At 60.8% G+C, this 25,477-nt stretch carries 26 protein-coding genes; 12 read left to right on the top strand and 14 right to left on the bottom strand.

Going from position 1 to position 25,477, the window contains the following annotated elements:
- Positions 1-32: 32 nt before the first annotated feature.
- Positions 33-1,520, top strand: a complete 1,488-nt coding sequence (locus JOE62_RS08130; RefSeq protein WP_204721748.1) for a malate:quinone oxidoreductase — start codon at positions 33-35, stop codon at positions 1,518-1,520.
- Here JOE62_RS08130 and JOE62_RS08125 read toward each other — a convergent pair.
- A complete protein-coding gene (locus JOE62_RS08125) occupies positions 1,475-2,080 on the bottom strand; it encodes an OsmC family protein (protein WP_204721746.1) in 606 nt (201 codons plus the stop codon). The two genes, JOE62_RS08130 and JOE62_RS08125, sit on opposite strands and share 46 nt — an antisense overlap.
- Before the next feature lie 407 nt (positions 2,081-2,487).
- Between JOE62_RS08125 and JOE62_RS08120 the strand changes: the two genes are divergently transcribed.
- Positions 2,488-5,874 (top strand): efflux RND transporter permease subunit, encoded by a 3,387-nt coding sequence (locus JOE62_RS08120; protein WP_204721744.1) that lies wholly within the window; start codon positions 2,488-2,490, stop codon positions 5,872-5,874.
- An 87-nt stretch (positions 5,875-5,961) separates the two neighbouring features.
- Here JOE62_RS08120 and JOE62_RS08115 read toward each other — a convergent pair whose 3' ends face one another.
- The 3 genes from JOE62_RS08115 to JOE62_RS08105 all read right to left on the bottom strand — a co-directional run bounded on the left by JOE62_RS08115 (position 5,962) and on the right by JOE62_RS08105 (position 7,761).
- A complete protein-coding gene (locus JOE62_RS08115; protein ID WP_204721742.1) occupies positions 5,962-6,597 on the bottom strand; it encodes a CueP family metal-binding protein in 636 nt (211 codons plus the stop codon).
- A gap of 33 nt (positions 6,598-6,630) precedes the next feature.
- Positions 6,631-7,233 carry a DUF305 domain-containing protein gene (locus JOE62_RS08110; RefSeq protein WP_204721740.1) on the bottom strand — a complete coding sequence of 201 codons (603 nt, stop codon included), beginning with the start codon at positions 7,231-7,233 and terminating at the stop codon, positions 6,631-6,633.
- Positions 7,234-7,326: 93 nt separating this feature from the next.
- The gene (locus JOE62_RS08105; RefSeq protein ID WP_204721738.1) at positions 7,327-7,761 is read right to left on the bottom strand and encodes a hypothetical protein; all 435 of its coding nucleotides are present in this window, start codon (positions 7,759-7,761) and stop codon (positions 7,327-7,329) included.
- Between the two features lie 144 nt (positions 7,762-7,905).
- Between JOE62_RS08105 and JOE62_RS08100 the strand changes: the two genes are divergently transcribed.
- From JOE62_RS08100 to JOE62_RS08090, 3 genes are read left to right on the top strand one after another with little or no spacing between them, the layout of a single operon-like run.
- Positions 7,906-8,358: a MarR family winged helix-turn-helix transcriptional regulator gene (locus JOE62_RS08100; protein WP_239543277.1), complete on the top strand. Its 453-nt coding sequence runs from the start codon at positions 7,906-7,908 to the stop codon at positions 8,356-8,358.
- Between the two features lie 34 nt (positions 8,359-8,392).
- On the top strand, positions 8,393-8,815 hold the full coding sequence (locus JOE62_RS08095) for an organic hydroperoxide resistance protein (protein WP_204721736.1): 423 nt from the start codon (positions 8,393-8,395) through the stop codon (positions 8,813-8,815).
- Positions 8,808-9,245 carry a DoxX family protein gene (locus JOE62_RS08090; RefSeq protein WP_204721734.1) on the top strand — a complete coding sequence of 146 codons (438 nt, stop codon included), beginning with the start codon at positions 8,808-8,810 and terminating at the stop codon, positions 9,243-9,245. Before JOE62_RS08095 ends, JOE62_RS08090 begins: the two co-directional genes overlap by 8 nt.
- Positions 9,246-9,352: 107 nt before the next feature.
- On the opposite strand, the gene JOE62_RS08085 is transcribed toward JOE62_RS08090, so the two are convergent.
- On the bottom strand, positions 9,353-9,505 hold the full coding sequence (locus tag JOE62_RS08085) for a hypothetical protein (RefSeq protein ID WP_204721732.1): 153 nt from the start codon (positions 9,503-9,505) through the stop codon (positions 9,353-9,355).
- Positions 9,506-9,518: 13 nt separating this feature from the next.
- The gene (locus JOE62_RS08080; RefSeq protein ID WP_204721730.1) at positions 9,519-9,725 is read right to left on the bottom strand and encodes a MerR family transcriptional regulator; all 207 of its coding nucleotides are present in this window, start codon (positions 9,723-9,725) and stop codon (positions 9,519-9,521) included.
- A gap of 545 nt (positions 9,726-10,270) precedes the next feature.
- Between JOE62_RS08080 and JOE62_RS08075 the strand changes: the two genes are divergently transcribed.
- From JOE62_RS08075 to JOE62_RS08060, 4 genes are all read left to right on the top strand, one after another.
- Positions 10,271-11,404, top strand: a complete 1,134-nt coding sequence (locus JOE62_RS08075; protein ID WP_204721728.1) for an LLM class flavin-dependent oxidoreductase — start codon at positions 10,271-10,273, stop codon at positions 11,402-11,404.
- Positions 11,388-11,846: a MarR family transcriptional regulator gene (locus JOE62_RS08070; protein ID WP_204721726.1), complete on the top strand. Its 459-nt coding sequence runs from the start codon at positions 11,388-11,390 to the stop codon at positions 11,844-11,846. Before JOE62_RS08075 ends, JOE62_RS08070 begins: the two co-directional genes overlap by 17 nt.
- A 124-nt stretch (positions 11,847-11,970) precedes the next feature.
- Positions 11,971-12,654 carry a hypothetical protein gene (locus JOE62_RS08065; RefSeq protein WP_204721724.1) on the top strand — a complete coding sequence of 228 codons (684 nt, stop codon included), beginning with the start codon at positions 11,971-11,973 and terminating at the stop codon, positions 12,652-12,654.
- Between the two features lie 109 nt (positions 12,655-12,763).
- Entirely contained in the window at positions 12,764-13,357 is a 594-nt protein-coding gene (locus JOE62_RS08060) for a dihydrofolate reductase family protein (protein ID WP_204721722.1), read from the top strand.
- Positions 13,358-13,369: 12 nt separating this feature from the next.
- On the opposite strand, the gene JOE62_RS08055 is transcribed toward JOE62_RS08060, so the two are convergent.
- Together JOE62_RS08055 and JOE62_RS08050 are read right to left on the bottom strand one after the other, a co-directional pair.
- Positions 13,370-13,846, bottom strand: coding sequence for an SRPBCC domain-containing protein (locus JOE62_RS08055; protein ID WP_204721720.1), 477 nt, complete (start codon positions 13,844-13,846; stop codon positions 13,370-13,372).
- A 69-nt stretch (positions 13,847-13,915) separates the two neighbouring features.
- The gene (locus tag JOE62_RS08050; RefSeq protein ID WP_204721718.1) at positions 13,916-14,425 is read right to left on the bottom strand and encodes a GNAT family N-acetyltransferase; all 510 of its coding nucleotides are present in this window, start codon (positions 14,423-14,425) and stop codon (positions 13,916-13,918) included.
- 451 nt (positions 14,426-14,876) lie between these two features.
- On the opposite strand from JOE62_RS08050, the gene JOE62_RS08045 reads away from it, so the two are divergent.
- Positions 14,877-16,304 (top strand): D-alanyl-D-alanine carboxypeptidase family protein, encoded by a 1,428-nt coding sequence (locus JOE62_RS08045; protein ID WP_204721716.1) that lies wholly within the window; start codon positions 14,877-14,879, stop codon positions 16,302-16,304.
- Between the two features lie 300 nt (positions 16,305-16,604).
- A complete protein-coding gene (locus JOE62_RS08040) occupies positions 16,605-17,780 on the top strand; it encodes a hypothetical protein (RefSeq protein ID WP_204721714.1) in 1,176 nt (391 codons plus the stop codon).
- Positions 17,781-17,951: 171 nt separating this feature from the next.
- On the opposite strand, the gene JOE62_RS08035 is transcribed toward JOE62_RS08040, so the two are convergent.
- The 5 genes from JOE62_RS08035 to JOE62_RS08015 are packed head-to-tail and all read right to left on the bottom strand — an operon-like array spanning position 17,952 to position 23,655.
- Positions 17,952-19,094, bottom strand: a complete 1,143-nt coding sequence (locus JOE62_RS08035; protein WP_204721712.1) for a cysteine desulfurase family protein — start codon at positions 19,092-19,094, stop codon at positions 17,952-17,954.
- Positions 19,091-19,957, bottom strand: a complete 867-nt coding sequence (gene nadC, locus JOE62_RS08030; protein WP_204721710.1) for a carboxylating nicotinate-nucleotide diphosphorylase — start codon at positions 19,955-19,957, stop codon at positions 19,091-19,093. The genes JOE62_RS08035 and nadC overlap by 4 nt, the downstream gene beginning before the upstream one ends.
- Positions 19,954-21,597, bottom strand: a complete 1,644-nt coding sequence (nadB, locus tag JOE62_RS08025) for an L-aspartate oxidase (RefSeq protein ID WP_204721708.1) — start codon at positions 21,595-21,597, stop codon at positions 19,954-19,956. Before nadB ends, nadC begins: the two co-directional genes overlap by 4 nt.
- A complete protein-coding gene (gene nadA / locus JOE62_RS08020) occupies positions 21,594-22,877 on the bottom strand; it encodes a quinolinate synthase NadA (protein ID WP_204721706.1) in 1,284 nt (427 codons plus the stop codon). The genes nadB and nadA overlap by 4 nt, the downstream gene beginning before the upstream one ends.
- A gap of 52 nt (positions 22,878-22,929) precedes the next feature.
- Complete coding sequence (locus JOE62_RS08015) at positions 22,930-23,655, bottom strand: NUDIX hydrolase (protein WP_204721704.1); 726 nt, start codon at positions 23,653-23,655, stop codon at positions 22,930-22,932.
- Positions 23,656-23,770: 115 nt separating this feature from the next.
- On the opposite strand from JOE62_RS08015, the gene JOE62_RS08010 reads away from it, so the two are divergent.
- Positions 23,771-24,520, top strand: a complete 750-nt coding sequence (locus tag JOE62_RS08010) for an alpha/beta fold hydrolase (protein WP_239543275.1) — start codon at positions 23,771-23,773, stop codon at positions 24,518-24,520.
- 101 nt (positions 24,521-24,621) lie between these two features.
- Here JOE62_RS08010 and JOE62_RS08005 read toward each other — a convergent pair whose 3' ends face one another.
- Entirely contained in the window at positions 24,622-25,401 is a 780-nt protein-coding gene (locus JOE62_RS08005; RefSeq protein WP_204721700.1) for an MmyB family transcriptional regulator, read from the bottom strand.
- Positions 25,402-25,477 lie beyond the last annotated feature (76 nt).

Here is a 25,477-nt window from a genome sequence, read left to right as displayed (position 1 = left end):
CTACTCTGGGAGAGAGCAAAGTATCACTGTCGATGGAGATCCTCGTGCCTTCTGAAACGTCAACCGAATCTTTTGACGTAGTACTAATCGGTGCCGGCATCATGAGTGCCACCCTTGGCACCATGATCAACCAGCTGGAGCCAACCTGGTCCATTGGTCTTTTCGAGAACCTGGACAAGGCCGGGCAGGAATCCTCCTCGCCTTGGAACAACGCAGGCACCGGCCACTCGGCACTGTGCGAGCTGAACTACACCGCTGCCAAGGCTGACGGCTCGGTCGATCCGGCCAAGGCCATCGGCATCAACGAGCAGTTCCAGGTGTCCCGCCAGTTCTACTCGTGGGCCGTGGAGAACAAGCGCGTAGCTGACAACAGCTTCATCAACGCCCTGCCGCACATGTCCTTCGTCATCGGCGAGGACCACTCCAAGTACCTGCAGACGCGCTACGAGGCGCTGAAGCCGAACGCCCTGTTCGACGAACTGGAAATCACCAACGACCTGGGCACCATCAACGAGTGGACCCCGCTGGTTGCCAAGGGCCGCGACGCCTCGCAGAAGGTCGCCGCGTCCCGCGTGGTCTCCGGCACCGACGTCGATTTCGGCCGGTTGACCCGCGAGTTGACCGACTCGCTGAGCGCCGCCGGCGCCTCGGTGAACTACGGCCACAAGGTCAAGGGCCTCAAGCGTTCGGGCGCCGGCTGGGAGCTGACCGTCAAGGACAATGCTTCGGGCGCAGTGAAGAACGTCAAGGCCAAGTTCGTGTTCGTCGGCGCGGGCGGCGGCGCACTGCCGCTGCTGCAGAAGGCAGGCATCGACGAGATCAAGGGCTTCGGCGGATTCCCGGTCTCCGGGCAGTTCCTGCGCTGCACCGACGAAACCGTCATCAACCAGCACCATGCCAAGGTTTACGGCCAGGCTTCCGTGGGCGCACCTCCAATGTCGGTGCCGCACCTGGACACCCGCTTTGTCGACGGCAAGCGCTCGCTGATGTTCGGCCCGTACGCCGGCTTCTCGATGAACTTCCTGAAGTCCACCGGCCAGCTGGATCTTCCACTGTCCCTGCGTCCGCACAACATCATCCCGATGCTGGCCGTGGGCAAGGACAACCTGGATCTGACCACCTACCTGATCAAGGAAGTTCTCAAGTCGCGCGCCAAGAAGGACGAGTCGCTGGCAGAGTACTTCCCTCAGGCTGATGGTTCCAAGTGGGAACTGATCACCGCCGGCCAGCGCGTCCAGGTCATCAAGAAGGATGCCAAGAAGGGCGGCGTGCTGCAGTTCGGCACCGAGGTCATCACTTCCTCGGACGGCTCGATCTCCGGCCTGCTCGGCGCTTCGCCAGGCGCGTCGACCGCTACCCCGATCATGATCGGCCTGCTCTCGCGCTGCTTCCCTAAGCAGTTCGCCGGCTGGGAGTCGAAGCTGAAGGACATGATTCCTTCCTACGGCCAGAAGCTGAACGAGAACCCGGCACTCTACGCTGAGGTCAAGGCGGCGACCGACAAGTCCCTGGGACTGTAGCCACCTGGCACTACGAGAACCGTCCACCAGCATTGGTGGGCGGTTCTTCGCATATCCGGGCTAAGCAGTACCGCAGGTTTTTGCACCGACGCGGCGACCTCGATGTCCAGCGGGGATTTCAAGGTCTGGAGCACCACGCAATACTTTTCGGTGGCCTCGATCAGCTGCGCGACTTCCTGCTCGCTGGCCTCGGTCTGCAGCTCGAAGGACAGCTTAATCGAGCTGAACCCCACCGCGGCGTCCGGGTCCGAGCCCAAGGTGCCGCGCACATCCAGCACGCCCCTCGCGTGGACGCTGCCGCTCACGCTCAGCAAGCGGTTGATCGCCACCGCGGCCAAGGTGACACCGGCACAGGCCACCAGCGCCTGCAGGAGCATGTCCCCCGAGCAGGCCGGCGTCCCGTCCCCGCCGGTGGACGGGTGCAGGCCGGCGTCCACCAGGGCTTGGCCGGCGTGCACCGAGCAGGACAGCCCTTCTTCTCCGAGCGTTCCGCTGGCCTCCAGCACGATGCTTCCAGCATCCGGCTGCTCGCGGTACAGCTGCTTCAATGGCTTCTTCACGCTGCGTAGAGTATCCCGATCCATGGCTGCCCTGCCCTTCCGCGAAGTTCCGCGGGACTATCCCGTAGATCGAGTATGCGCGCCATTCCGCACAAAGAGCCGGGCGATCGGCAGAATCTTCGCGTGATCGACGGCAACGGCAATTCACAACGCCGGGGTCGTTTTCCAATGTTCCCCGGCCAAGGAAGCACCCGCGGCATCCGATGACGCATGTGTCAGGCCGGCAGAATGGCGCAAGCCCGAAAAATCAAAAAGCAGCATCCAATTCCAGCCTCGTGCGGCTGCCGGGTAGTCCATTCGGATGATTTTTGCGTGCTTAACATCTCTCGGTGACCGTTGTGCAACGGCAACCAACTAAAGTTGGATATAAGCCCTTCCCACTGCGACACAACGAGGACCTCACCCGCATGCAGCGCTTGGCCATCTTGTCATTGAAGAACCGGGCGCTCATTGCGCTCATCACGGTTTTCGCCGCCGTTTTCGGCGTGATTTCCATGGGATCGCTCAAGCAGGAGCTGATCCCGGAACTGGAATTCCCGCAGATCTCGGTCATGGCAACCCAAATGGGTTCCAGCCCCGAGGTGATCGACGAACAGGTCGCCGAACCGCTGGAAACCGCGCTGCAGGCTGTCGAGGGCCTGGAATCCTCCACCGCCACCTCGCAGACCGGCTTCACCCGCATCGGCTTGACCTTCGAATACGGCACGGACATGGACCGCGCCCGCACCCAGGTGGAACGGGCCATTGCCAACTCCAAGTCCCAGCTGCCCGAGGATGTGGAGCCGACCGCCTTCGCCGGTTCCATCGCCGATTTCCCGGTACTGGTCCTGGCGGTCTCCTCGGACCAGTCGCTGGAAGCGCTCAACGACGACGTGGAGCGCATCACCCTGCCCAAGCTGCAGAAGATCGACGGCGTGCGCGAGGCCTCGGTCTCCGGCGGCTCCTCCCAGCACATTGCGGTGATCCCGAAGGACAGCCAGATGCGCGAGGCCGGGCTGTCCGTCGCGGACCTGAAGGACGGCATCGAGAACGCCGGCTCCCCCATGCCCATCGGCAACATGGACGTCGACGGACTGGAGCTTCCGGTGATCGCCGGTTCCACCCCGGATACCCTGGACGCCATCAAGGACATCCCGCTGGTCACCGACAACGGCCCGGTGCTGCTCAAGGACGTCGCCGAGGTCTCGGTGCAGGCCGACGAGGCCACCAGCATCACCCGCACCAACGGCGAGGAGACCCTGTCCATCCAGGTCACCAAGACCCCGGATGGCGACACCGTAGCCATCTCGCATGCCATCACCGCGATGCTCGCCGAGCTGGAAGCGGAGCTGGGCCACAAGGCCACCATGACCACGATCTTCGACCAGGCGCCGTTCATCGAGGACTCGATCAAGCACCTGGCACTGGAAGGCGCGCTGGGCCTGGGCTTCGCCGTGATCATCATCCTGGTGTTCCTCTTCTCGGTACGCTCCACCCTGGTCACCGCAATCTCCATCCCGCTGTCACTGATGGCGACGTTCATCGGGATGAATGTCTTCGGGTACACGCTGAACATGCTGACCCTGGGCGCACTGACCATTTCCATTGGCCGCGTGGTGGATGACTCGATTGTGGTCATCGAGAACATCAAGCGCCATCTGGCCCACGGCGAATCCAAGGCGCAGGCCATCCTGCTGGCGGTCAAGGAAGTTGCCGGCGCCGTTACCGCGGCGACCCTGACCACCGTGGCGGTATTCCTGCCGATCGCCTTAGTGGGCGGCATGGCCGGCGAGCTGTTCAGCCCGTTCGCGCTGACCATGACCATCGCGCTGCTGGCCTCGCTGCTGGTATCGCTGACCATCGTCCCGGTGCTGGCGTACTGGTTCCTGCCGCACCGCCCGGGCAGCGGCGAAACCCACACCGTGCACGTAGCCGAAGACAAGTCCTGGCTGCAGCGCGCCTATATCCCGGTGCTGAAGAAGACCCAGAAGCACCCGGTCATCACGCTGCTCGCCTCCGTGCTGGTGCTTGCCGGCACCGTGGCGATGACCCCGCTGCTGAACACCAACCTGCTGGGCTCCACCGGTGAGAACTCGATTTCCATCACCGCCGAAATGCCGTCGGGCACGGCCATGGAAACCACCGAGAAGGAAGCGGCGAAGATCGAATCAAAGCTCGCGGACATCGACGGCATCGAAGATGTCCAGCTGACCGTGGGCACCGCCAGCGGCATGGCGGCCATGTTCTCCTCCGGCTCGGACACCGCCAGCTTCACCGTGATCACCGATCCCGATGCGGACCAGGAAGCGCTGAAAAACACGGTGCGCGAGCAGGTCGAGGCACTGGACCTGCCCAAGGACCTGGACCTGGGGTTCGGCTCGAACTCCTCGGCCATGATGTCCAGCGATGTCACCGTCGAGGTCAAGGCCCCGGATGAGGGAATCCTGCGTGAGGCGACCACCGCGACGCGCGAAGCGCTGGAAGGCACCGCGCACGTCACCGAAATCTCCGATAACCTCTCTGCCGAACGCGAGCAGGTCTCCATCGATATCGATGCCACCAAGGCCGCCGAGTCCGGGCTGACCGAAACCCAGCTGGCTGGCATGGTTGCCTCCCAGGTCTCCCCCGTTCCTGCCGGCACGCTGCGCCTGGACTACACCGACATGACGGTGCAGATCGGCGAGGGCATGGACCTGGACAGCCTTGACAAGCTGCGCGAGCTGGAGATCCCGACCGCCGCCGGCGTCAAGGAACTGCAGGACCTGGCCACCGTGGAACGCGCCAAGGTGGTCCAGCAGGTCACCACCTCCAACGGCGAGCGGATCGCCACCGTCACCCTGACTCCTGCGGAGAACATGCTCGGGGATGTGTCCAAGGACGTCACCGAGCGACTGGAGTCGGTGCAGCTGCCTGAGGGCGCCACTGCCGAAATCGGCGGCGCAGCCACCGAGCAGGCCGAGTCCTTCAACCAGCTGTACCTGGCGCTGCTGGCGGCCATCGCCATTGTCTACGTGATCATGGTGGCGACGTTCAAGTCGCTGATCCAGCCGCTGATCCTGCTGGTCTCGATTCCGTTCGCGGCTACCGGCGCGATCGGCCTGCTGCTGATCTCCGGCATCCCGCTGGGCCTGCCGTCGCTGATCGGCATGCTGATGCTGGTGGGCATCGTGGTGACCAACGCGATTGTGCTGATCGACCTGATCAACCAGTATCGCGAGGACACGGCCGAGCGCCATGCCATGGCACTGGAAGATGCCATCATGCACGGCGCCCGCCAGCGCCTGCGCCCGATTTTGATGACCGCGCTGGCGACCATCTTCGCGCTGGTGCCGATGGGCCTGGGCCTGACCGGCCAGTCGGGTTTCATCTCCCAGCCTTTGGCTGTGGTGGTCATCGGCGGCCTGGTCTCCTCCACCTTGCTCACGCTGATCCTGGTGCCGGTGCTCTACCGCTTGGTCGAGTCCCGCAAGGAGAAGAACGCCAAGGCCCGCTCCGCGCGCAGGCATTCGGCGCAGCAGCACACCGCGGCCCAGGACCTGACCCGTGCCATGGACAGCGCCAGCGCCAAGATCGCGCCGGAGGCTGCACCGGCAGCCGATGCCAAGTCCAAGTCCGAAGACAGAGCCGGAGTCACAGACAAGGGCAAGGAACAGCCGAAACCAGCCGGGACCGGCAAGGCTGGCAAGAATGAGAATCCGGCGGCACCGGCCGATCAGGTCGTCAACCCGTTGACCGGACAGATTCCGGTCTCGCGCAAGGAACGCCGCGCGTTCGAAGAGATGATGAAGCAGACGCCGCCAAAGACTGACGACTAGCTTTCAGCGTCGATAGAAATCGGGCCTGCAACCACAACGGTGGTTGCAGGCCCGATGCCGTTATCGCGAAGCCAACGACAGCTGGTGCTACACCAGCTGCAGCTCCGTCAGGCAGGTCGCGTTCTCATCCCCGGCGGTGGTCACCGTGGTTTGCGCGGTCTTTCCCTGGTACGTGAACTCCAGGTCCACCGAAATTCCCCGCGGAACCCACAGGCCGATAAATCCGTTGTCGAAGGATTCCATGTCCTGGTCCACCAATACTTCACCGGTATCCGAGTTGACTGCCTTGACCTTCATTTCCACGCCTTGCAGCTGCCCTACGCAGGTGGTGAGGCTATGGAAATGGCAGCTGTGCGTCTGGTCCACATAGGGTGCGGCCGAGAGGTAGTACTGGTCTTCGGGTAGCGGCAGGTTCGCGGTGCGTCCCGATTCATCGGCCAGCACCAGCTGCGTTGGTTTCACCTGGGCGGTGAAGTTCTCAGGCCGTTGATCCAGTGGCATGCGGTCGAGCTGGTCGATGACCTGCTTGGCGTCCAACCCCTCCAGTCCCAGCTCGGCAAGGAACTGCCCTGCGTGCTCGGCACCGATGGCTGTCGTGGCAGACTGGCTTGCTGGTTGCCCGGCACTGCATCCTGCGAGGAGGGCCAGTGCCAGGACGGTTCCAGCGCCGGTTGCTGCCGCCTTCCAGCGTGCAGTGCGAGGGGGCGAAATTCGTTGAGTCAAGTGATATCCCATCTTCCTGGTTCGCAGCACCGTTTACAGTCCAGCCAGCAGCTGTTTCATTTCATCGATTTCAGCTGTCTGAGAGTCGATGATCTGCCCAGCCAATTCCTTGGCCTCGGCATTCTGGCCGTCCTCCAGCTCCGACTCGGCCATGTCCACCGCACCTTCGTGATGCATGATCATCTGCTCGAGGAACAGCTGCGCCGCTTCCTTTCCGGAAGCTTCCTGCAGTGCCTTGATCCCGTCTTCCGGAACCATGCCATCGTGCTCCATGCTGCCGTGGTCCATGCCTTCTGGCATGTCCCACTCGTCCAGCCATCCATCCATTCGCTCGATCTCCGGCGCCTGGGCTGCCTTGATGCGCTCGGCCAAGGCTGTGACCTCCTGCGGGATGTCTTTCTTGCCCAAGATCATCTCGGACATCTCGATCGCCTGTTCATGGTGCACCTTCATGCCCGAAGCGAAAGCCATGTCGGCATCGTTGGCTGACGCTGACCGGTCCATGGAATGGCCGGCATGCGAATCGGACGCTGAGGCGCTCGGCGCCGGGGTACTTGATGATTCCCCCGCGCATCCGGCGAGGGCGAGCGTTGCGCCCAGCACGAGGGCGCTGCAAATGAGGATCTGCTTGTTCATGGTAATTCTCCTGGTGGATATCGAACGTGAACGGCGCCCGCCTGCGGCGGCGCCGGAACCAGCCGGAGGCCGGTGCGTGGACCGGCCAAGCCCTCACGTTCGGCAGATCCCCAAGGCAACCAGATCAGGTTTTTCAGGCCCGATACCCGGCAGGGTCGATGCCGCGCACAACGTTTGCGGGAACGCCGTCGGGAGCACGGCTACGGTATGCGGCGGCCGCAAGAACAGCAGCATGGCCAGCAGCGCCAACACGCAACCCGCGGCGGTCATGCCATGGTCCATCGGACAGTCGGCGCAGCCCTGCTCCGAGCCACCCGCGTCGGCTGGCGGAGCATGTGGCGCGGGGTCGGCGTCTGCCGGATGTGTCTGGGCCACCGGTTCCAAGGACTGCGCATGGGCTCCATGGTTCATCACGTGCATCGAAAACAAGCCGAGAAGCACCGCGCTGATCAGGAACAGCGAGCGGACGACCGCCAGGCGGGGGCAGTTGCGCCCGCCGGTCTTCGCCGGGTGTTTTCCGATGCTCATGGATCCCAGCTTAGCGACGGCAGCTCACGGACGCGAAGCGCGGCCACGTCCAAATCCCTGTTCTGCATTGATTGCAGCTCCAAGCTTGGATAAACCATTAATATTTAAGTTGCGCACAATTGAATTGCGTGCAATCATTATTCCATGGCAATAGTTGACGATATGGTGTGCTTCTCCCTCTACTCGGCAAGCCGGGCAACCACTCGCGCATATACCGAACTGCTCGCCCCGTGGCAGCTGACCTACACCCAGTACTTGGTGCTTGTTTCGCTGTGGACCGAAGGCGATAAGCCGGTGCGCGAGATCGGCGAAATGCTCCAGCTGGACTCCGGGACCCTGTCTCCGCTACTTCGCCGACTGGAGCAGAAGGGCTTCATTGAACGCCGCCGCGATGGCCAGGACAGCCGCGTCGTCAACGTCAGCTTGACTCCCGCTGGAACATCCTTGCGCAAGGACTTGGCGCACATACCGGCGCAGATTGCTTGCGGTACCGGATTGCCGGATATGCAAAGCGCCAAAGCGCTGCTGGCAACCCTGCACCGCATCACCACTTCCATGCAGGAAATCCCTGCTCCGGAGCAACCCTCCCGAAAATAGCTACAAGCTTTCACCATCAACGAAAGGCAATTCCATGGAAACCCTATACACCGCAGAGTCCCTGTCCACCGGCCAAGGCCGCGAAGGGCGCGTCCAGACCCCCGACGGCAAGCTCGACCTGGTATTGACCTCCCCGGCAGAACTAGGCGGCTCGGGAGCCGGTACCAACCCGGAACAGCTGTTCGCCGCTGGCTACGCCGCTTGCTTCCACTCGGCATTAAATCTGGTCGCGCGCGGCCGCAAGGTAAAAATTGACGACTCCAGCGTCGGCGGCCGTGTCCACCTGAACCGCGACGGGGAGAACGGATTCAAGTTGTCGGTAGAGCTGGAAGTCATCATTCCCGGCCTGGAACCCGCACTGGCCCAGGAACTGGCCGATGCGGCTCACCAAGTCTGCCCCTACTCCAATGCCACCCGCGGCAACATCGATGTCCTTGTCAGCGTCAGCGATGACTAGGTCCCGGGAGGGGAAGCCACTGGGTTTCGCGCGGCACGGCGCACGGAGCGCGCTCGGGGCGTTCCTAGGCTTCGCCGGGGTCAGCCACCTGACCTTTGCCCGCGAGGAATTCCGCGCCCAGGTCCCGGACTTCGTCCCGCTGGATCCGGACCTGACGGTCATCCTTTCCGGCGTCGTGGAAATCGGTCTGGGACTTTCCTTGCTCGCGCTGCTCAAGAAGCGGGTAGCCGTGGGTTGGATCGCCGCCCTCTTCTTCGTCGCGGTATTCCCCGGCAATCTAGCCCAGTGGCAGGAGGGACGCGACGCGTTCGGCCTGGACACCGACGCGAAACGACTGGCCCGGCTCTTCTTCCAGCCAGCGCTGGTAGCGCTCGCACTGTGGAGCACCGCAGCATGGCGCGACCGGGCCCAGCTGCGATCCAAGGCCTAGAAAAGCAACGGCTTGCGCACGGCGGGAGTTTCGGGCATCACGCCGGATGCCCCGCCGTGCACTGCCTGCGCAATTTCGCTGGCCGGCGGCCTGGCGCCCGCCCATGGCTAGGCATCCCGGCGTTTCAAGCTGATGCATGCTGCGCCGAGCAAAGCAACGCTCCACGCAATCAAGACCATCAAGGCCACCAAAAGCCCGTACGGTTCGCTGGCTCCGGTCGCCATGAACGTCGCTGCGTTGGTTGGCAAATACCGGCTCACTTCTTGGATCCGCTCAATAGGCCTCGGGCAGCTCACTCAACTCGTCGGCAATTTCGGCCAAGGTCAGCCCCACACGCTGGCCGGCGGCAATAATGGCCAACCTGCGCAGCGTGTGCTTGGGAAAAAGGCGCATGTTCCCGCTGGTACGGGTGGAGAAAATCAGGTTCCGCGATTCATAGAACCTGATGGTGGCGACTGAATACCCCGGCCCGGCGTGCAAGATCCCCGATGCCCAATTGGTTTTTCCTGGTTGGCACTGCGGATTCGCTGGGGGTCATGAAAGGAATTATTCAGGTCAACCCGCTTGACCTCAAGTTAGCTAGAGCCTGTTGGCTGTCGTATGAATAACGACGAAAGGCCACGACTTGAGCATCACCCAGATCCACCCACGCAACACCCCGTTCTCACTGAAGCCGGAACTGCAACTTGATGCCGGGAACGCTACTCCGTTGAACGCGCGCCAGCTGCGGCGTTATCTGCGGTAGCTGCGCAAGCACCGGCGCCATTGCCAGTGCACGCCACAGGGAACATCAATGGAATTGCCCCATGAGCACAATTCCCTCTTCTGGGGCGGCGGCTTCATCCCCACGCATCCCTGAGCCACGGTGTGCGGCCGGAGGACTGCCGCGAACGAACAGAAGCAAGTGCTAGCAAGTGCACCATTCAGGGAACGGGAATATTTGACGCATCAATTTGTTATTACATGCATACGCATATAAATTGATGGCAGGACAAAACGCTTGCACCGTCGTAACAGGAGTGGACATGCAATTCGGAGTATTCTCAGTCAGCGACATCACTCGCGACCCGACCACCGGCCGCATCCCCACCGAGAAAGAGCGCATCGACGCATCGGTGGCAATCGCCAAGAAGGTCGAAGAGATCGGCATGGATGTCTACGCCATCGGCGAGCACCACAACCGCCCCTTCTTCTCTTCCTCCCCCACCACCACGCTGGCCTACATTGCCGCGCAGACCGAGCGCATCATCCTGTCCACAGCGACTACGCTGATCACCACCAATGACCCGGTGAAGATCGCCGAGGACTTCGCGATGCTCCAGCATCTGGCCGACGGCCGCGTGGACCTGGTCCTGGGCCGCGGCAACACCGGCCCGGTCTACCCATGGTTCGGCAAGAACATGCAGGACTCGGTCAACCTGACCGTGGAGAACTACCACCTGCTGCGCCGCCTGTGGGATGAGGATGTGGTGAACTGGGAAGGCAAGTTCCGCACCCCGCTGCAGAACTTCACCTCGACCCCACGCCCGCTCGATGACGTGGCACCGTTCGTCTGGCACGGATCGATCCGTACCCCGCAGGTCGCTGAAATCGCCGCCTACTACGGCGACGGCTTCTTCGCCAACAACATCTTCTGGCCGAAGGAGCACTACCAGCAGCTGATCGGCCTGTACCGCGAGCGCTACGAGCACTACGGCCACGGACGCGCAGACCAGGCAGTGGTGGGACTGGGCGGCCAGTTCTACATGGCCAAGGATTCCCAGCAGGCGGTCAAGGAATTCCGCCCATACTTCGACAACGCCCCGGTCTACGGGCACGGCCCATCGCTGGAAGACTTCACCGCGCAGACCCCGTTGACCGTCGGCTCGCCGCAGCAGGTGCTGGAGAAGACCCTGTCCTTCCAGGAATACTTCGGCAGCTACCAGCGCCAGCTGTTCCTGATCGACCACGCGGGCCTTCCGCTGAAGACCGTGCTGAACCAGCTGGACATGTTCGGCGAGTACGTGCTGCCTGAACTGCGCAAGGAAATGGAGTCCCGCGCACCGAAGGACCTCACCCCGGCACCAACGCATGAAGGCCTGGTGGCCGCTCGCAACGCTAAACTGGTCGCTGAGCAAGCAACCACCAAGGAGCCAGGCGCAAGTGACCGGGACCAGTAATCCAGCAGCCTCGTTGAAGGTCACCAGCGATGCCTGGGAAGCGCTTTTCCGGGCACAGGTGGCGGTCATGCGCCAGATCACCGCAATGCCCGAATTCGGCAAGCTCTCCATGCGCGAGTACGACGTGCTGTTCAACTTGCGCACCTGCCCCGGAGGCAAGAGCCGGCTGGTTGACCTGAATAAGCAGCTGCTGATCTCGCAACCCAGCCTGAGCCGCATGGTCACCCGATTGGAAGATCAGGGGCTGGTAGTTCGCGAACCCGACCCGGATGACCATCGCGCCATGCAGCTCTCGCTGACCGAGAAGGGACGCAAGCTGCAGCAGGAAATCGGGCGCGAGCACGTCAAGCACCTGCACAACCTGCTGGGCAGCGCGCTGAGCGAAGACGAATTCCATGAACTGCGACGCCTGAGCACCAAGCTGCGAGATGCGGTGCAGTAGCGCATCCGCCAGGCCCGGAAGGACATGCCATGAGGCAGCTCCTTCCGGGCTCTTTGGCATTGCATGGGATTAAATTGATTCATCATCACCTGTTCATTCACGGCATGCAGAAGGCAGATCACTTTTGAAGGACGAGAAGCTATTCAGCTTGGAAGAAGCCGCCGGCACCCTTGGGGTAGACACCAAGCAGCTGCGCAGCTATCTGCGCCAGCATCGTCCCAAGGGCGCAATCCAGAAGCCGCCTCAGCCAGGCGGCACGTGGCATGTGTCCGCCACCTTGCTGGCCCAGCTGCAGTTCGCCGGCGCACCGGGAATGAACATTGTCCTCAAGCCCGTCGATGACCAGGTCATTGATTCGCTGGAATGGTCGCCGTGGGAACCCTTCGAAGCCACCGCCGACTCGGCACCTGTGGCTCCGGGGGTCTACATGTTCCGCCGGGCCGGCGCCGGGGACCACAAGCCCATCTACGTGGGGCAGGCCGGCGAGCGCAGCGGCAAGGGCCTGCGCGGACGGCTGAAGATCTATTCCAGCGGCAAGGGTGCGACCTCCGGCCTGGGCAAGTACGCCTTCGACGAAGCGTTGGCTGACCCGCAGTGGCTTCGGGAACTGGCAGCCGAGGCCGATCGCGGAGAGTCCCGGACCGTCCAGCAAGTGGCGCGCTTGGCCATTGACCGCTTGCATCTCGAAGGCCGGTGGGTGACCTGCATCCACCGCAAGGCGGCCCTGCTGCTGGAAGCCGCGTTGATCCGGAAATACCACGCTACGCTGTGGAATGTTGCCGGTGCGCCGAAGGATGCCGGGAACTGAGTCTCCTGCTGGATTTTCCCGGGCTTTGGGTTGATTCTGCTTGCGTGCAGGTTCATTGTTGGAGTAGCCACCCTCCCGCCAGCACACAGGTTGAATCGAGGCATTTGCCATGGGCCCGGTAGTTTGCGATGTCACCGTCTCCTTGGACGGATTCTGTGCTGGTCCCAATCAGAGCATGGAGCAGCCGTTGGGCGTAGGAGCCGAAGCGCTGCACCGTTGGCAGTTCGAGAATCTTGAGGAAAACCAGGCCGAAATTTCTGCCATTACCCAGGCGTCGGCTTTCATCATGGGCAGCAAGATGTTCGGCCCTCCAGCCGGAGAAGACGACGCGGGCTGGATCGGGTGGTGGGGCGAGAATCCTCCGTATCATGCCCCGGTCTTCGTGCTGAGCCATCATCCGAAGCCGATGATCTGCCTGCAGGGCGGGAACAGCTTCCAATTCATCTCGGAGGGGATCGAGGAAGCCCTTGCCGAGGCACGGGAAGCCGCTGGCGAAAATCCTGTGGCCATTGCCGGCGGTGCAAGTACCATCGTGCAATTCCTGCGAGCCGGCCTCATTGACGCGTTGCGCCTGCATATCGCACCGATCCGCCTGGGACGCGGCGAGCCGATCACGATTGAAGATATAGAAACGCATATGGATCGCGTTTCCCGCCGTGAAACTTCACTCGTGACGCACGTGTACTACCATCGGCGCCGCTAGCTCAGGCACCAACTATTTGTAGAAGCCTTCGCGCAGGTTGATCCCGTATTCCAGCCACGCTTTCATGGCGGCCAGCATTCCGGTCCATCCTTCGCAATTGCCGAAGGCGGCCTTGGCCCCTTCATCGGTGGCAATCCAGCTCGCTTCGCTGATGGTCACCTTGGTTCGGGTGCTGTCCTCCAGGGATTCGAAGTCGAATCTCACGGTATTCATGCCATCTTCAGCCGTGGATTGCTGGCCGCCCCACTGGATGACGATGCGCTTCGGTTCTTCCACTTCCACAACCTTGACCGGGAATGCTCCGGGAAAATCATGGAAGTCCCAGGTAACGGTGGCACCGTTTTCCAGGTATCCCTCGGCTCCCCCGGTAGTGAAATAATGGGAAAGCTGTTCCGGATCGGCCACAGCTTCGAATACTTGCCTGATCGACTTGGAAATGATGCCTGAGACGGAGAAGGACAGTTCGCGAAGCTCTTCATGTGTTTCCATATGTCAGGTTTACGCCCGAGGTGCACAGGTGACAATAGAAACGGGAAAATTCCCAGCGAAAATTAGCGGCTAAACGCCAAACGGCTTGGCATAACGGTAGTCGCCGCTCGGAAGGCAGCTGTCATCAAAGACGCGCACCATGAAGTGCTCGCCCCACGACGGAACCGAAGGGTGGATGCCTCGCAGCTGGGCAGCTTCGTAGCCGAAGCGGCTGTAATAGCCTGGGGCACCGAGCAGGACAATGCCGCTGATGCTTTCTTGCTCGGCCCTGTCATGAATTTCTTGCATCAGGATCGATCCGACACCCCGGTGCTGGTATTCCGGAGCGACAGCCAGCGGACCTAGTCCCAGTAAGGGTTCCCCATTGACTGCGCCCCATGTCGCGATGACGTGGCCGATAACCGTTGTGTCGTCCAGGGCAACGATTGAGAAGCGGTTGTCATATTGGTCGCACTCGAAGAGCTGCTGCAGTAGTCCGACTTCCTCAGGCTCAACCATCGGATCGATTCCGGCGAACGCAGCGTGCGTAATTGCGTACACCGCAGCTCGGTCATCGAAGACTTCTGGACGGATACGCATGCACGCAAACCTACCAAATCTCGCCCAACTAGAAAAATTGACTCGTCGCATTCTTCTGTTCGCCAGAACGCCTGCCCAGGGCATCTCCGCACCTGCTGGAGAAAAGATTGCAGCATCTTGCGAGCAAGTCTGGGGCCGTGATTTCCCGCGCAACCGGTCTTGTAGAACTACGAGGCTGAATGGAATTCCCGATTACTGCGGGGCAGGGGCCACGGCACCTGGAAATTTTCCGATTCCCCACGTGGGAAGAGCCTTCTCCTGGTGCAGGCAACGCACCGCAGATGATGGCACGTGCCTACTTCCAAGGGATAAAACAATCCGCTTGCTTCCGCAAAAGCTCGGTCGCAATAGGCTCGTTTCATCTCCAACGTTTGCAGTAAAACCTTGAATGACTCATGGATAAGTGATGGAATGATGGTCGCATCGCTTGTCACCTCTATCGGAGAATTCCATGAAACAGCCTCGGGCGTTCAAGATTTCCATGGCTGCCGCGCTATCGGCTGCGCTGTTCGCAACAGTGCTGCCGGCAAATCCGGCACTAGCCACAGCTCCTGCCTCCGCCATGTCAGTGCCCCAAGCACAGGTGCTCACAGTTGACAACGGACTGCAGATTGCTGCCAAGAAGATCCAGCGCAATCCAAGCAAGGATGACGTCTTCGTCAACAAGAAGTACCCGCTGAGTCCCGTGAAGTTCGCTCCGAAGACGGTCGCCGTCAAAGGCACCAACGTCAGGCTGAGGTCCTCGGCCGCCAAGGCCTACACCAAGATGGTGAAGGCGGCGGCCAAGGATGGCGTAAAGATTCGCGCCGTCAGCGGATACCGTTCATACAACCGCCAGGCGGAGCTGTTCAACTACTACTCGCGCATCTACGGCAAGAGCTACGCTTCGCGCATTTCTGCTGTACCAGGCACCAGCGAGCACCAAACCGGTCTGGCAATTGACGTTGGAAACGCCAATGGCGCCTGCGGATTGCAGGCCTGCTTCGCCAACACTCCTGTGGGCAAGTGGGTTGGCAAGAATGCGCACAAGTACGGCTTCATCATGCGATATCAGAAGGGCCAGGAATCCGTTACCGGCTACGCCTACGAGCCATGGCACTTCCGCTACTTGGGCACCTCGCTGGCCAAGAGCGTCAAGAATTCAGGTGCCAAGAGCCTCGAAGCCTACTACGGGGTTTCCGGCAAGAAGTCTGACAGCGCTCCGAAGAAATCCAAGGGCACTGCACAGACCACCGCTAATCTGAATATGCGCACCGGGGCGGGCACTGGCAATCGCGTGCTGCTGACCATCCCGAAGGGCAAGACCGTCCAGCTGACCGGTTCCAAGAAGTCCGGCTGGTACCAGGTTCGCTACAGCTCGAAGACCGGCTGGGTTTCAGGCAAGTACCTGAAGAACGTCTCGATGCCGTCTGCGCCGAAGAAGGATACGAAGAAGAGCACGCCGCAGAAGAACACCAGCAACGCCAAGTCGGCCAAGACCACGGCCAACTTGAACATGCGTACCGGGGCAGGCACTAGTAATCGCATCGTGCTGACCATCCCGCAGGGCAAGAAGGTAGCCATTCGCGGTGCCAAGAAGTCCGGCTGGTACCCGGTGAAGTACGCAGGCAAGAACGGCTGGGTCTCGGGTACCTACCTGAGCAGTTTCTCCTCGACCGGTGCAGCTCCGAAAACGACGAAGCCCAAGACCTCGAAATCTTCGTCAAAGAAGACCATCGCGAATTTGAACATGCGCACCGGTGTTGGGACGAGCAAGCGAGTCATCCTCACCATTCCCAAGGGCAAGACGGTGACGGTCCGCGGTGCGAAGAAGTCCGGCTGGTACCCAGTGAAGTATGCAGGCAAGAACGGCTGGGTCTCTGGCAAGTACCTGCGCTAATTCTTTGAACTAGCGCACCAGTGTCCGCATTGTGGAAGATAGGCGATTCATTCTCAAATGAATCGCCTATCTTTTTGCTGTTGCACTTCCCCAAGGTACAGCGAAGTTGCCACTTCAATGGTCAATTATTTACTTCGACGCTCAACGGCAAGTTCGCAAGTCGCTAACTGGCAGACACAGGATTGGCCGCTTCATGGTTCCAAACGGATCCCGTTTCCTAGCACTTATTGGATAGGCTAAGAGCAACTTGCCTACACTTCGCGCAGCTGGTTTCCAGCACAAAACTTTGGGGGAAATACATTGCAGGAAAGCACGAACCAGAAGTCTGATCTCGCCAGCCAGCAGGAGGAAGAAGAACTAGGTGCGGTGGATCCGAACGCCACGAATCCGGATCACGGAGCGGACGAGACCCTCTCCGATATGCTCAAGGATCAGAATGTCGATGCCGAGCAATTCGCTACTGCTTTCCTCAAGAAAGTAATTCGGCTCAGAGGCGTGAAAATCGATCGTGATCATTTCCTCACGGCAGAGCTGCACAAAAAGGGATGCAGCCGCGATCAGATAGATAGGGCAGTCTCTACCAACCCAGCCGCGGCAGGCATCGGGCCCAAGATGTTGGATGAAATCGCTTCCGAATCCATTGACTTTGAAACCCGCAAATCCACTGCTTTGTCATTTGCCAGTGGATTACCTGGCGGTTTGTTCATGTTCGGAACCATTCCGGCGGATATCACGCAGTTCTATATCCATGCGTTCAGGGTCATGCAAAAAATTGCTTACACCTACGGTTGGCAATCTTTCCTCGACGACGTGGATCATATCGATGATGAAACCTTGGGTAAGCTTGCTGGTTTTCTCGGCGTGATGATGGGAGTCAGCGGGGCATCGACCACGGTAGGCCGGTTCGCTGCCCAGGTAGCCGGACCGGCTATTCAGAAAAATATAGCCAAGCAGGCTCTGACAAAAACCGCCTGGTATGGTCCGATGAAACAAACGCTGAAGTTGATTGGCGTCAATGTCACCAAGCAAAGCTTTGCGAAGAGCGTCAGCAAGATTGTTCCTGTCGTTGGCGGTGTGGTCTCGGGAGGACTGACCTTCGTTACGCTCAAGGTGCAGTCCAATAGGCTGAAGCAGCACTTGCGCGAGCTTCCGCCACCTCTAGTTGACGCAGCGGAGTATTTGGCTTCCCTTCAGGATCTGGACAAGGCCGAAACCGAGAATGGCCTGTCGGCGACGCTGAGTTCAGCAGGAGCTTCTGTCCGCGACAAGGCACACAAGGTTTCGGATTCCGTGCGCGACAGCAACTTGGTAAAAGGTGGCCTGTCTGGAGCTTCTGCTGGCGTATCCAAGGCGAAAAATCTTGGGTCATCGCTGGCCGGCGCAGCTAGCGGGCGACTTGGCGGAAAGAAGCGAGCCGAACGCCAACAGGCACTCCCCGCTGCTCCGACCGATGAGCAACAGGAAACCGACGACTGATAGCCAAGCGATCTCGAACGATTCCCCAAAAGCTGGAGCAGCCGATCACAGCTTTTGGGGAAATATTCGTACTAGGACATTGCAGGATGCTGCCATGTGTTAAGAAGTCCGTCGGAGCCACTGTCACCGAACTGAAAACACAACATTGGACAATCCAGGCTATAGCCTTGGCTATTTCAGAAGCCCGGAAACGCAAGAAACGACAGCCGACGCTACCTGGCTGATCTCGTTCTCTTTCACCGTACGTGTGAACGACAGCCTGACAGCCGTATGGGCCAATTCTTCTTCATAGCCCATTGCGGTAAGCACCGCGGAAGGATCGGTCGAGCCTGCAGCGCAGGCAGAACCCGAAGAGCAGAGGACTCCCCTGCGGGCCAACTCAATCAACACCGTTTCCCCAGCGGTCTTGGGGAAGACGAAAGAGGCGATGCCACCAACGCGATGCTCCGGATCCCCGGTGAGCTGGACACTTCCCGGGTGCTTGGCATTGAGCTCCTTGAGGATCCGCTCAATCAGGTACGGGCCGAAGTTTTCGCCAAGTCCGGCTTCGCGCTGCGTAGTCGCCGCTTGCAACGCCACGGCTATGCCAACGGCGGCAGCCGGGTTCTCGGTGCCCGAACGCAGTCCGCCCTGCTGCCCGCCACCGTGCATCAGCGGCACAAAGCGGTGCTTGGCTGACAGGTACATTGCTCCGCTGCCCTTGAGGCTGCCGATCTTATGCCCGGAGATGCTCAATGCGTCCACGGCAACGCACAATGGCTTGAGATCGATCCAGCCGGCGGCCTGCACGGCATCCGTATGCATGATCGCCCCGGCAGCGTGTGCCAGTTGGGCCAACTGCTCGACCGGCTGAGTGGTGCCGACTTCATTGTTCACCGCCATAACCGAAACCACGGCAACATCCGCATCGATCAGCTGGCCGGCCACTTCCAGATCCACGAGCCCCGTGGCCGAGACAGGGATGATGCGGTGTTCGAATCCGTGGAATTCAACCAGATACTTGCAGGCTTCCAGCACTGCTGGATGCTCAATGGCGCTGGAGACCACTACACGTCCACGGGGTTTGGCCAAGGCCGCGCCGATGACGGCAGCGTTGGCTCCCTCGGTGCCGCCGGAAGTGAAATACACTTCTTCTGCCGCCACACCCAGCTGGCCGGCTACCTGCGTTCTTGCCCAGTCATTGGCCCGCTTGGCTTGCTGGCCGGCTTCATGCAAGGATGCCGGATTGCCGAAATCCTTGGTCAGCAATGGGTTGAGCATGTCGAGAACGTCTTGGCGAGGTGGCGCAGTGGATGCGGCATCCATGTAGATCATGCAATAACCATATCCAGACCAAGGTCGATTGCTTTCACCGAGTGGGTGATGGCACCCGAAGAAATGACATCGACACCGGCCTCGGCGACTGCCGCAACGGTGGCCGCGTTGATGTTCCCGCTGGCTTCGACCACTGCTTGCCCGTTAATCAGTTCAATTGCTGCAGGAATGTCAACCGGATCAAAGTTATCCAGCATGATGATGTCCACTCCAGCGGCGAGCACCGGCGGAATCTGCTCAATGGAATCCACTTCAACTTCCATCGAGGTAGTGTGCCCCAGCCGGGAGCGCACGGATTTCAGGGCTGCGGTCAGCTGCTCCCCGTTATCCAGCAAGGCCAGATGGTTGTCCTTGGCCATGAAAGCATCGGACAGGTTGTCGCGGTGATTGACTCCCCCACCGCAACGGACAGCATAACGTTCGAGGACGCGAAGTCCTGGCGTTGTCTTCCGGGTATCGGCAATTCGGGCCTTGGTGTGCGCAACCAGTCCTACCAGTTCGGCGGTTGCGGTGGCGATGGCACTCATGCGCTGCAAGAGGTTGAGTCCCACGCGTTCAGCGGTCAGCAAGCTCGCCGCAGGCCCGCTGACCCTGAGCAAACTATCTCCGGCAGCAAAGGCCTTTCCCTCGGCAACCAGCTGCTCGACCTCCAGCTGCGCATCGACCAGCTGCATCGTCCGGGTAAATACTGCCCCACCGGAGAGCACCCCAGGCTGGCGGGCCTGCACCACAGCAGTGGCTCTCGCCCCCTCGGGCACAATGGTCAGTGCGGTGAGGTCGCCACGCGGATTGTCCTCGGCGAGCGCCATTTCAATGATGCGGTCCATTGCTGCGGTGGGTACCGGATGGATCAGAGTGTTCACGCGTTCAGTTCCTTGCTCAAGAAGTTCTTGTTATTCAGCTCGCTTGGGTGCAATGTCCAGCCATAGCGCACGCACTGGCCTGGCCCGTTGGTGGTGCTTTCGGTTGAATCAAGGCGATGATGCGCACCTAGGCTCTCTGTGCGTGCCATGGAACCTGCGGCAATGATCCGTGCGGCGATCCACAGATTGCGCAGTTCCGCTTGTTCTCGCGCCGAGGCGGCTACCGGTGCACTCGTCGCGAGCATGTGGGATATTTCCTCCAGCTGCCCACCGGTTCGGTAGACGCCAAGGGAGTTGCTGGCAGCGGCTTGCAGGTGCTCAAGATCCAGCGGCGCTTCCGGGATGGACTCTGAGATCTGCCGGATGGCCAGCTCCTCGGTGGTGCAGCGGGCATCCGCCGGGTCGGTGCTCACTGCCACGATGGCATCCCGGGCGAAGACCATGGCTTCCAGCAAGGAGTTGCTGGCCAAACGGTTGGCACCATGAACTGTCGTATTGGCGCATTCACCGGCCGCATAGAGTCCGGGGACAGTGGTTCGTCCTGAGGTGTCAGTGTAGATCCCGCCCATGAAGTAATGCTGGGCAGCCACCACCGGAATCAGATCATGAGCCATGTCCAATCCGGAACCGTCCTCGGTGCACGAGGCAAGCTTGGCCGTGATGGAAGGGAAACGGGTTGCGAGGAATCCTGCGCCACGGGCTGCTTCCACTGCCCGCGCATCAAGGAAAACCTGGTGCCCGGACTGGATCTGCCCATGGATGCCTCGCGCCACCACATCACGGGGCGCCAGTTCTGCATCCGGGTGGAGTCCGGGCATGAAACGATGCCCGGCCTCGTTGACCAGGATGGCCCCTTCGCCACGCACCGCTTCGGACACCATGCCGGCCTGCGGATATTTGGCAGGGTCAACAAGTGTTGGATGGAATTGAATGAATTCGGCGTCAGCAATGACAGCACCGGCCCGGGCGGCCAAGCCAAGGCCGTCCGCGGTTGCACCTTCGGGATTGGTCGTCGCCGAGTACAACTGCCCTATACCGCCGGTAGCCAGCAGCACCGAGTCGGCTTCAAGCAGCTGCTCCGCGTCGTGGCGCAGATAGTGCACCCCGGAGACTCTGCCATCCTGCAGCAGCAGGTCGCTGGCAAGGGCATCCTCGATGATGCTGAGCTCGTTTGCAGTCTCCAGTTGGCGCACGGCGCGAACCAGCGTTTTCACCAACGAAGCGCCCGTGGCATCGCCGTTGATATGCAGAATTCGGTGTGCGCTGTGTGCGGCCTCAAGGCCGAGCTGGTAGGAGCCGTCTGAATTTCGGTCAAACTCCACCGCGTAGGTTTCCAAGGCCTGCACCAGCTCTTCGCCCGAGGAGCACAGGTGTTCCACTGGTTCCAGACCGCAGTGTCCCGCGCCGGCTTTCAGGGTATCGGCAACGTGCTTGGCTACCGAGTCGCCGTGGGCTAGGGATGCTTCGGTGACAGCCGACAGGCCACCCTGCGCGTGCTCGGAGTTCGAGTCGCCGAGTTTGCCTTTGGTCAGCAGTACCGGCCGGATGCCCAGCTTCACGGCTTGCAGGGCAGCGCATAGGCCTGCCACGCCCGAGCCGATGATCACCAGCTTCTCTGGTGTTCGTTGCTCCTGGCTCATGGCTTGGCAGCCAGCATGCGCTCCAGTGCGATCTTTGCGTCTGCCTGCTGTTCCTCCGGCACCGAGATCTGGTTGACCACGCGTCCGGCAACCAGCTCTTCGAGTACCCAGGCAAGGTAGCCCGGGTGGATCCGGTACATGGTGGAGCATGGGCAGATCACTGGATCAAGGCAGAAGATGTTGTGCTGCGGATACTGGGCAGCCAAGCGGTTGACCATGTTGATTTCGGTTCCGATGGCGAAATCCGTTGGTTCGGTTGCGGCTGCAATGGCCTTTTGGATGTAGTCGGTGGAGCCGGCTTCATCTGCGGCGTCGACGACTTCCATCGGGCATTCCGGGTGCACGATAACGCGCACGCCCGGGAAGTCCTGGCGCGCCTCGGCGATCTGCGCAGGGTTGAAGCGCTTGTGCACGGAGCAGAAGCCGTGCCACAAGATGACCTTGGCATCGAGCAGTGTGGCAGCTTCGTTGCCACCCAGTTCCTTGCGCGGAGTCCACATTGGCATTTGCTCCAATGGAATGCCCATGGCCTTGGCGGTGTTGCGTCCGAGGTGCTGGTCCGGGAAGAACAGGACACGGCGTCCGCGCTCGAAAGCCCACTCCAAAACGGTTGCCGCGTTGGAGGAGGTGCATACCAGTCCTCCGTTGCGACCGACAAATGCCTTGAGCTCGGCGGAGCAGTTCATGTAGGTCACGGGAATGACCGGCATCCGCCCGTCATCGGCTTCATCCGCGTAGAGCGCGGTGAGCTCTTCCCAGCACTGTTGCACGCTCGGGCCGTCGGCCATATCTGCCATCGAGCAGCCTGCCGCAAGATTCGGCAGGATTACCGACTGGTCCTCGCGGCTGAGGATATCCGCGGTTTCGGCCATGAAGTGCACGCCGCAGAACACGATGGCTTCTGCCTTGTCGCGGGTCAAGGCAGCGTTGGCCAGCTGGAAGGAGTCGCCTACGAAGTCCGCGTACTTCACCACTTCGTCGCGCTGGTAGAAGTGCCCGAGGATCACTGCCTTGTCCCCCAGGGTTTCCTTGGCAGCAATGATGCGGGCATCAAGCTCGGTATCGCTGGCCTTGAGGTATTCTTCCGGGATGGAACCCTGCACCGGGTAGCCAGCTGGAACCGAATCTTCCTGCGAGGCGCCGGGCCCGTATCCGGCAGGCGTGTCCCACGGGTTGGAAGCCAGGTCGGTGGAGCAGGTGGAATCCGGCGCCAGCAGATTAAGCCGAGCGATGTTCTGGGCTACCGAGGCATTGGCGTTGTCAGTGAATTGGGTGCTCATAGGTTCGTCCGTTTCTTACAGGATGACGGTGAATAAGTATGGATGTTGCTTGCTAGTCGTGCAGCGGGTCGACTTCCAAAGGGTCAGGCCCGTGCCCCACGTAGCGGTAGAGCCGCGGCGGCCGGTGCTGTCCGCCGGCCAGATACTCATCGGTTTCCTCGATGGAGGCCGTGCTCTTGAGCGTGCGGCGGAAGTTCGCGGGATCCAGGCGCCGTCCGAGGATGGCCTCGTAGACTCCGCGCAGAGCCGCCAAGGTGAAGCGCTCCCCCAGCAATCGATGCGCTATCTGCCCGTATTCGGTCTTGTTGCGCAGCCGCCACATGGCGTAGTCCAGGATCTTCCGGTGATCGAAAGCCATCTGGGCGATCTGCGGATCATCGATATCGAACCAGGCCACATTGTCGTCTTGGACCGTAGCTCCGACTTGGTCAGCGTTCAGCAGCGCAAAGTAGGCGATGGTGACCAGCCGGTGGGTCGGCGAGCGGTCGATATCGCCGAAAGTGTAGAGCTGCTCCAGGTAGGAGGGGCGTAGACCTGTGGTCTCGGCCAAGTTGCGCCCGGCCGCTTGGCCGAGGGATTCGCGCGGATCAACTGGACCGCCCGGCAGCGCCCACATTCCGGCGTGGGGTTGCCTAACTCGACGGACCACGGGCAAGCAGAGTTTGTCAGGTCCACCGTCCTTGCCTTCACGGATTCCCAGGATCACCGTGGAAACCGCAAGAGCGGGTGCCAGGTTGCGGCGTTCTTCGACGTTCGCCCAGCCAGGTACGGATGACATTTATTCGTGCCTCGTTTTCAAAGCATTCGATTTCGTTAGAGTCATTCTGACATTAACACTCGTGGCACGCTAGCCCGGATCTCATTTCGCCGGTGGATAGCCTATGATCGATGGCATGACTTTGGATCTGAATCTTCGAGTGGTTCGCGCAAACACTGAGGTGAAAAGCCCATCCGTGCTTTTCATCCACGGCTTCGCCTCATCCGGCGAATCGAATTGGGACCGCTCGCGTTGGCTGAAATATTTCACCGATGCGGGACGCGATGTCCTTCTGATTGACTTGCCCGGCCATGGAGAAGACCCTCGACGCAACGACGGCAGCTGGGCACCAAGCCAGATTCGCCAGGCGCTGGCGGCCATTGTGATGGATCTGGACGAAGGTCCGGTAGATGTCATCGGCTACTCGTTGGGTTCACGCCTTGCCTGGGAGTTCGCCGCTTTCAATCCTGATTTGGTGAATCACCTGGTCATCGGCGGTCCAGGGGCCGGCGATCCGCTGGCCGCCTTCGAATTGGATCAGGCCCGCGCCCATGTCGAGACGGGCGAAAAGATCCATGATGACTACACTGCCACCATCATGCAGATTGCCAAGGCTGAGCCGTCCAATGATCTCTCGGCGCTCTTTGAGCTTATTGAAGCCATCAAGTCCGAGCCGTATGACCCTGCCGCAAAGGTGCCGTCAGTTCCAACCCTGCTGGTAGCTGGAGACCAGGATGATCTCGCCACGACCATGCCGCATTTGCGTCGCCTTCTGAAGGACGCGGGAACACGCAATGAAGTGCTGTGGCTGGCAGGACGCAATCACGCCAACGCAGTAACGAGCCGCGAGTTCAAGGAAAAGGCTCTGGAGTTCTTGAAAACCTAGGCGCAATCCCACAACCGGTTGACTGCCCTTCGGAATTTCCGTAGGGCAGTTCAGTTTTAAGTACACCCGTATCAGATCGGACCAGCACCGTAGTCCGATTACTACAGCGGCGTGTACATCAACAGGGTCAAGTCCGTGGCTTCGGTAGGAGTCAGGTTGTGCTGCTCGTAGCGGGTCAGCCCCAATTCAGGGTGCCGGAACACGCGTTCGCCGGTGCGGAACCCTGCAACGTCCCGTTCGTTCCAGATGGCGGCGAATTCCGGAGAAGCCGCCGAGACCCGGGCAACAATGCCGCTCTCCCCCGACGGGCTGAGCCATCCACGCGTTTCGGCACGGAAGCTGCCCACAAAGCCACGGCTTTGCACTTCCCAGTCCGGCAGCATTTCGCGCAGCTGCGCGTCGGTGAACACCAGCCACAAGAGGTTCCGGTCCTGGCTCTCCAGCGACTCGACCCGTGGATACAGCTCCGCATAGGCATGATTCCATCCCAGGATGGTCCAGTCGGCTGAAAGCAGGAAGGCCGGGAACTGCAACGCATCCAGCAAGCGCTGCAAGGCTGGGGTCATGCCGCCATTGCCAATTGGCTCCAGCTCACCATGCCCCGCCAGCGAAAACAAGTACGAGGATTCCACCGGGGTCAACCGGTACAAGCGCGCCAAGGACTGCAAGACCTGGCGGGAGGGATTGATGTCGCGGGCCTGCTCCAGCCAGGTGTACCAGGTAACAGAAACACCGGCCAAGGTGGCGACTTCCTCGCGGCGCAAACCGCGCACCCGGCTGCGCCCGATCTCCGGCAGTCCGTGCGATGCCCTGTCAGCCCGGGCTCTGCGGTCCTTGAGGAAGGCCGCGAGCTCTTCTCTGCGTCTCTGGCTTGGATTCACTGGGCCCACCCCTCTGCATGGTAGTAGTACTACTAGTATCGTCACCGTCTGGGTTTGACGGCAAATATATGGTGAT

It is taken from the genome of Glutamicibacter nicotianae (assembly GCF_016907615.1).
Lineage (GTDB): Bacteria > Actinomycetota > Actinomycetes > Actinomycetales > Micrococcaceae > Glutamicibacter > Glutamicibacter nicotianae.
The sequence above is the reverse complement of the archived record's forward strand: the minus strand, read 5'-3'. Positions and strand labels throughout refer to the sequence as shown.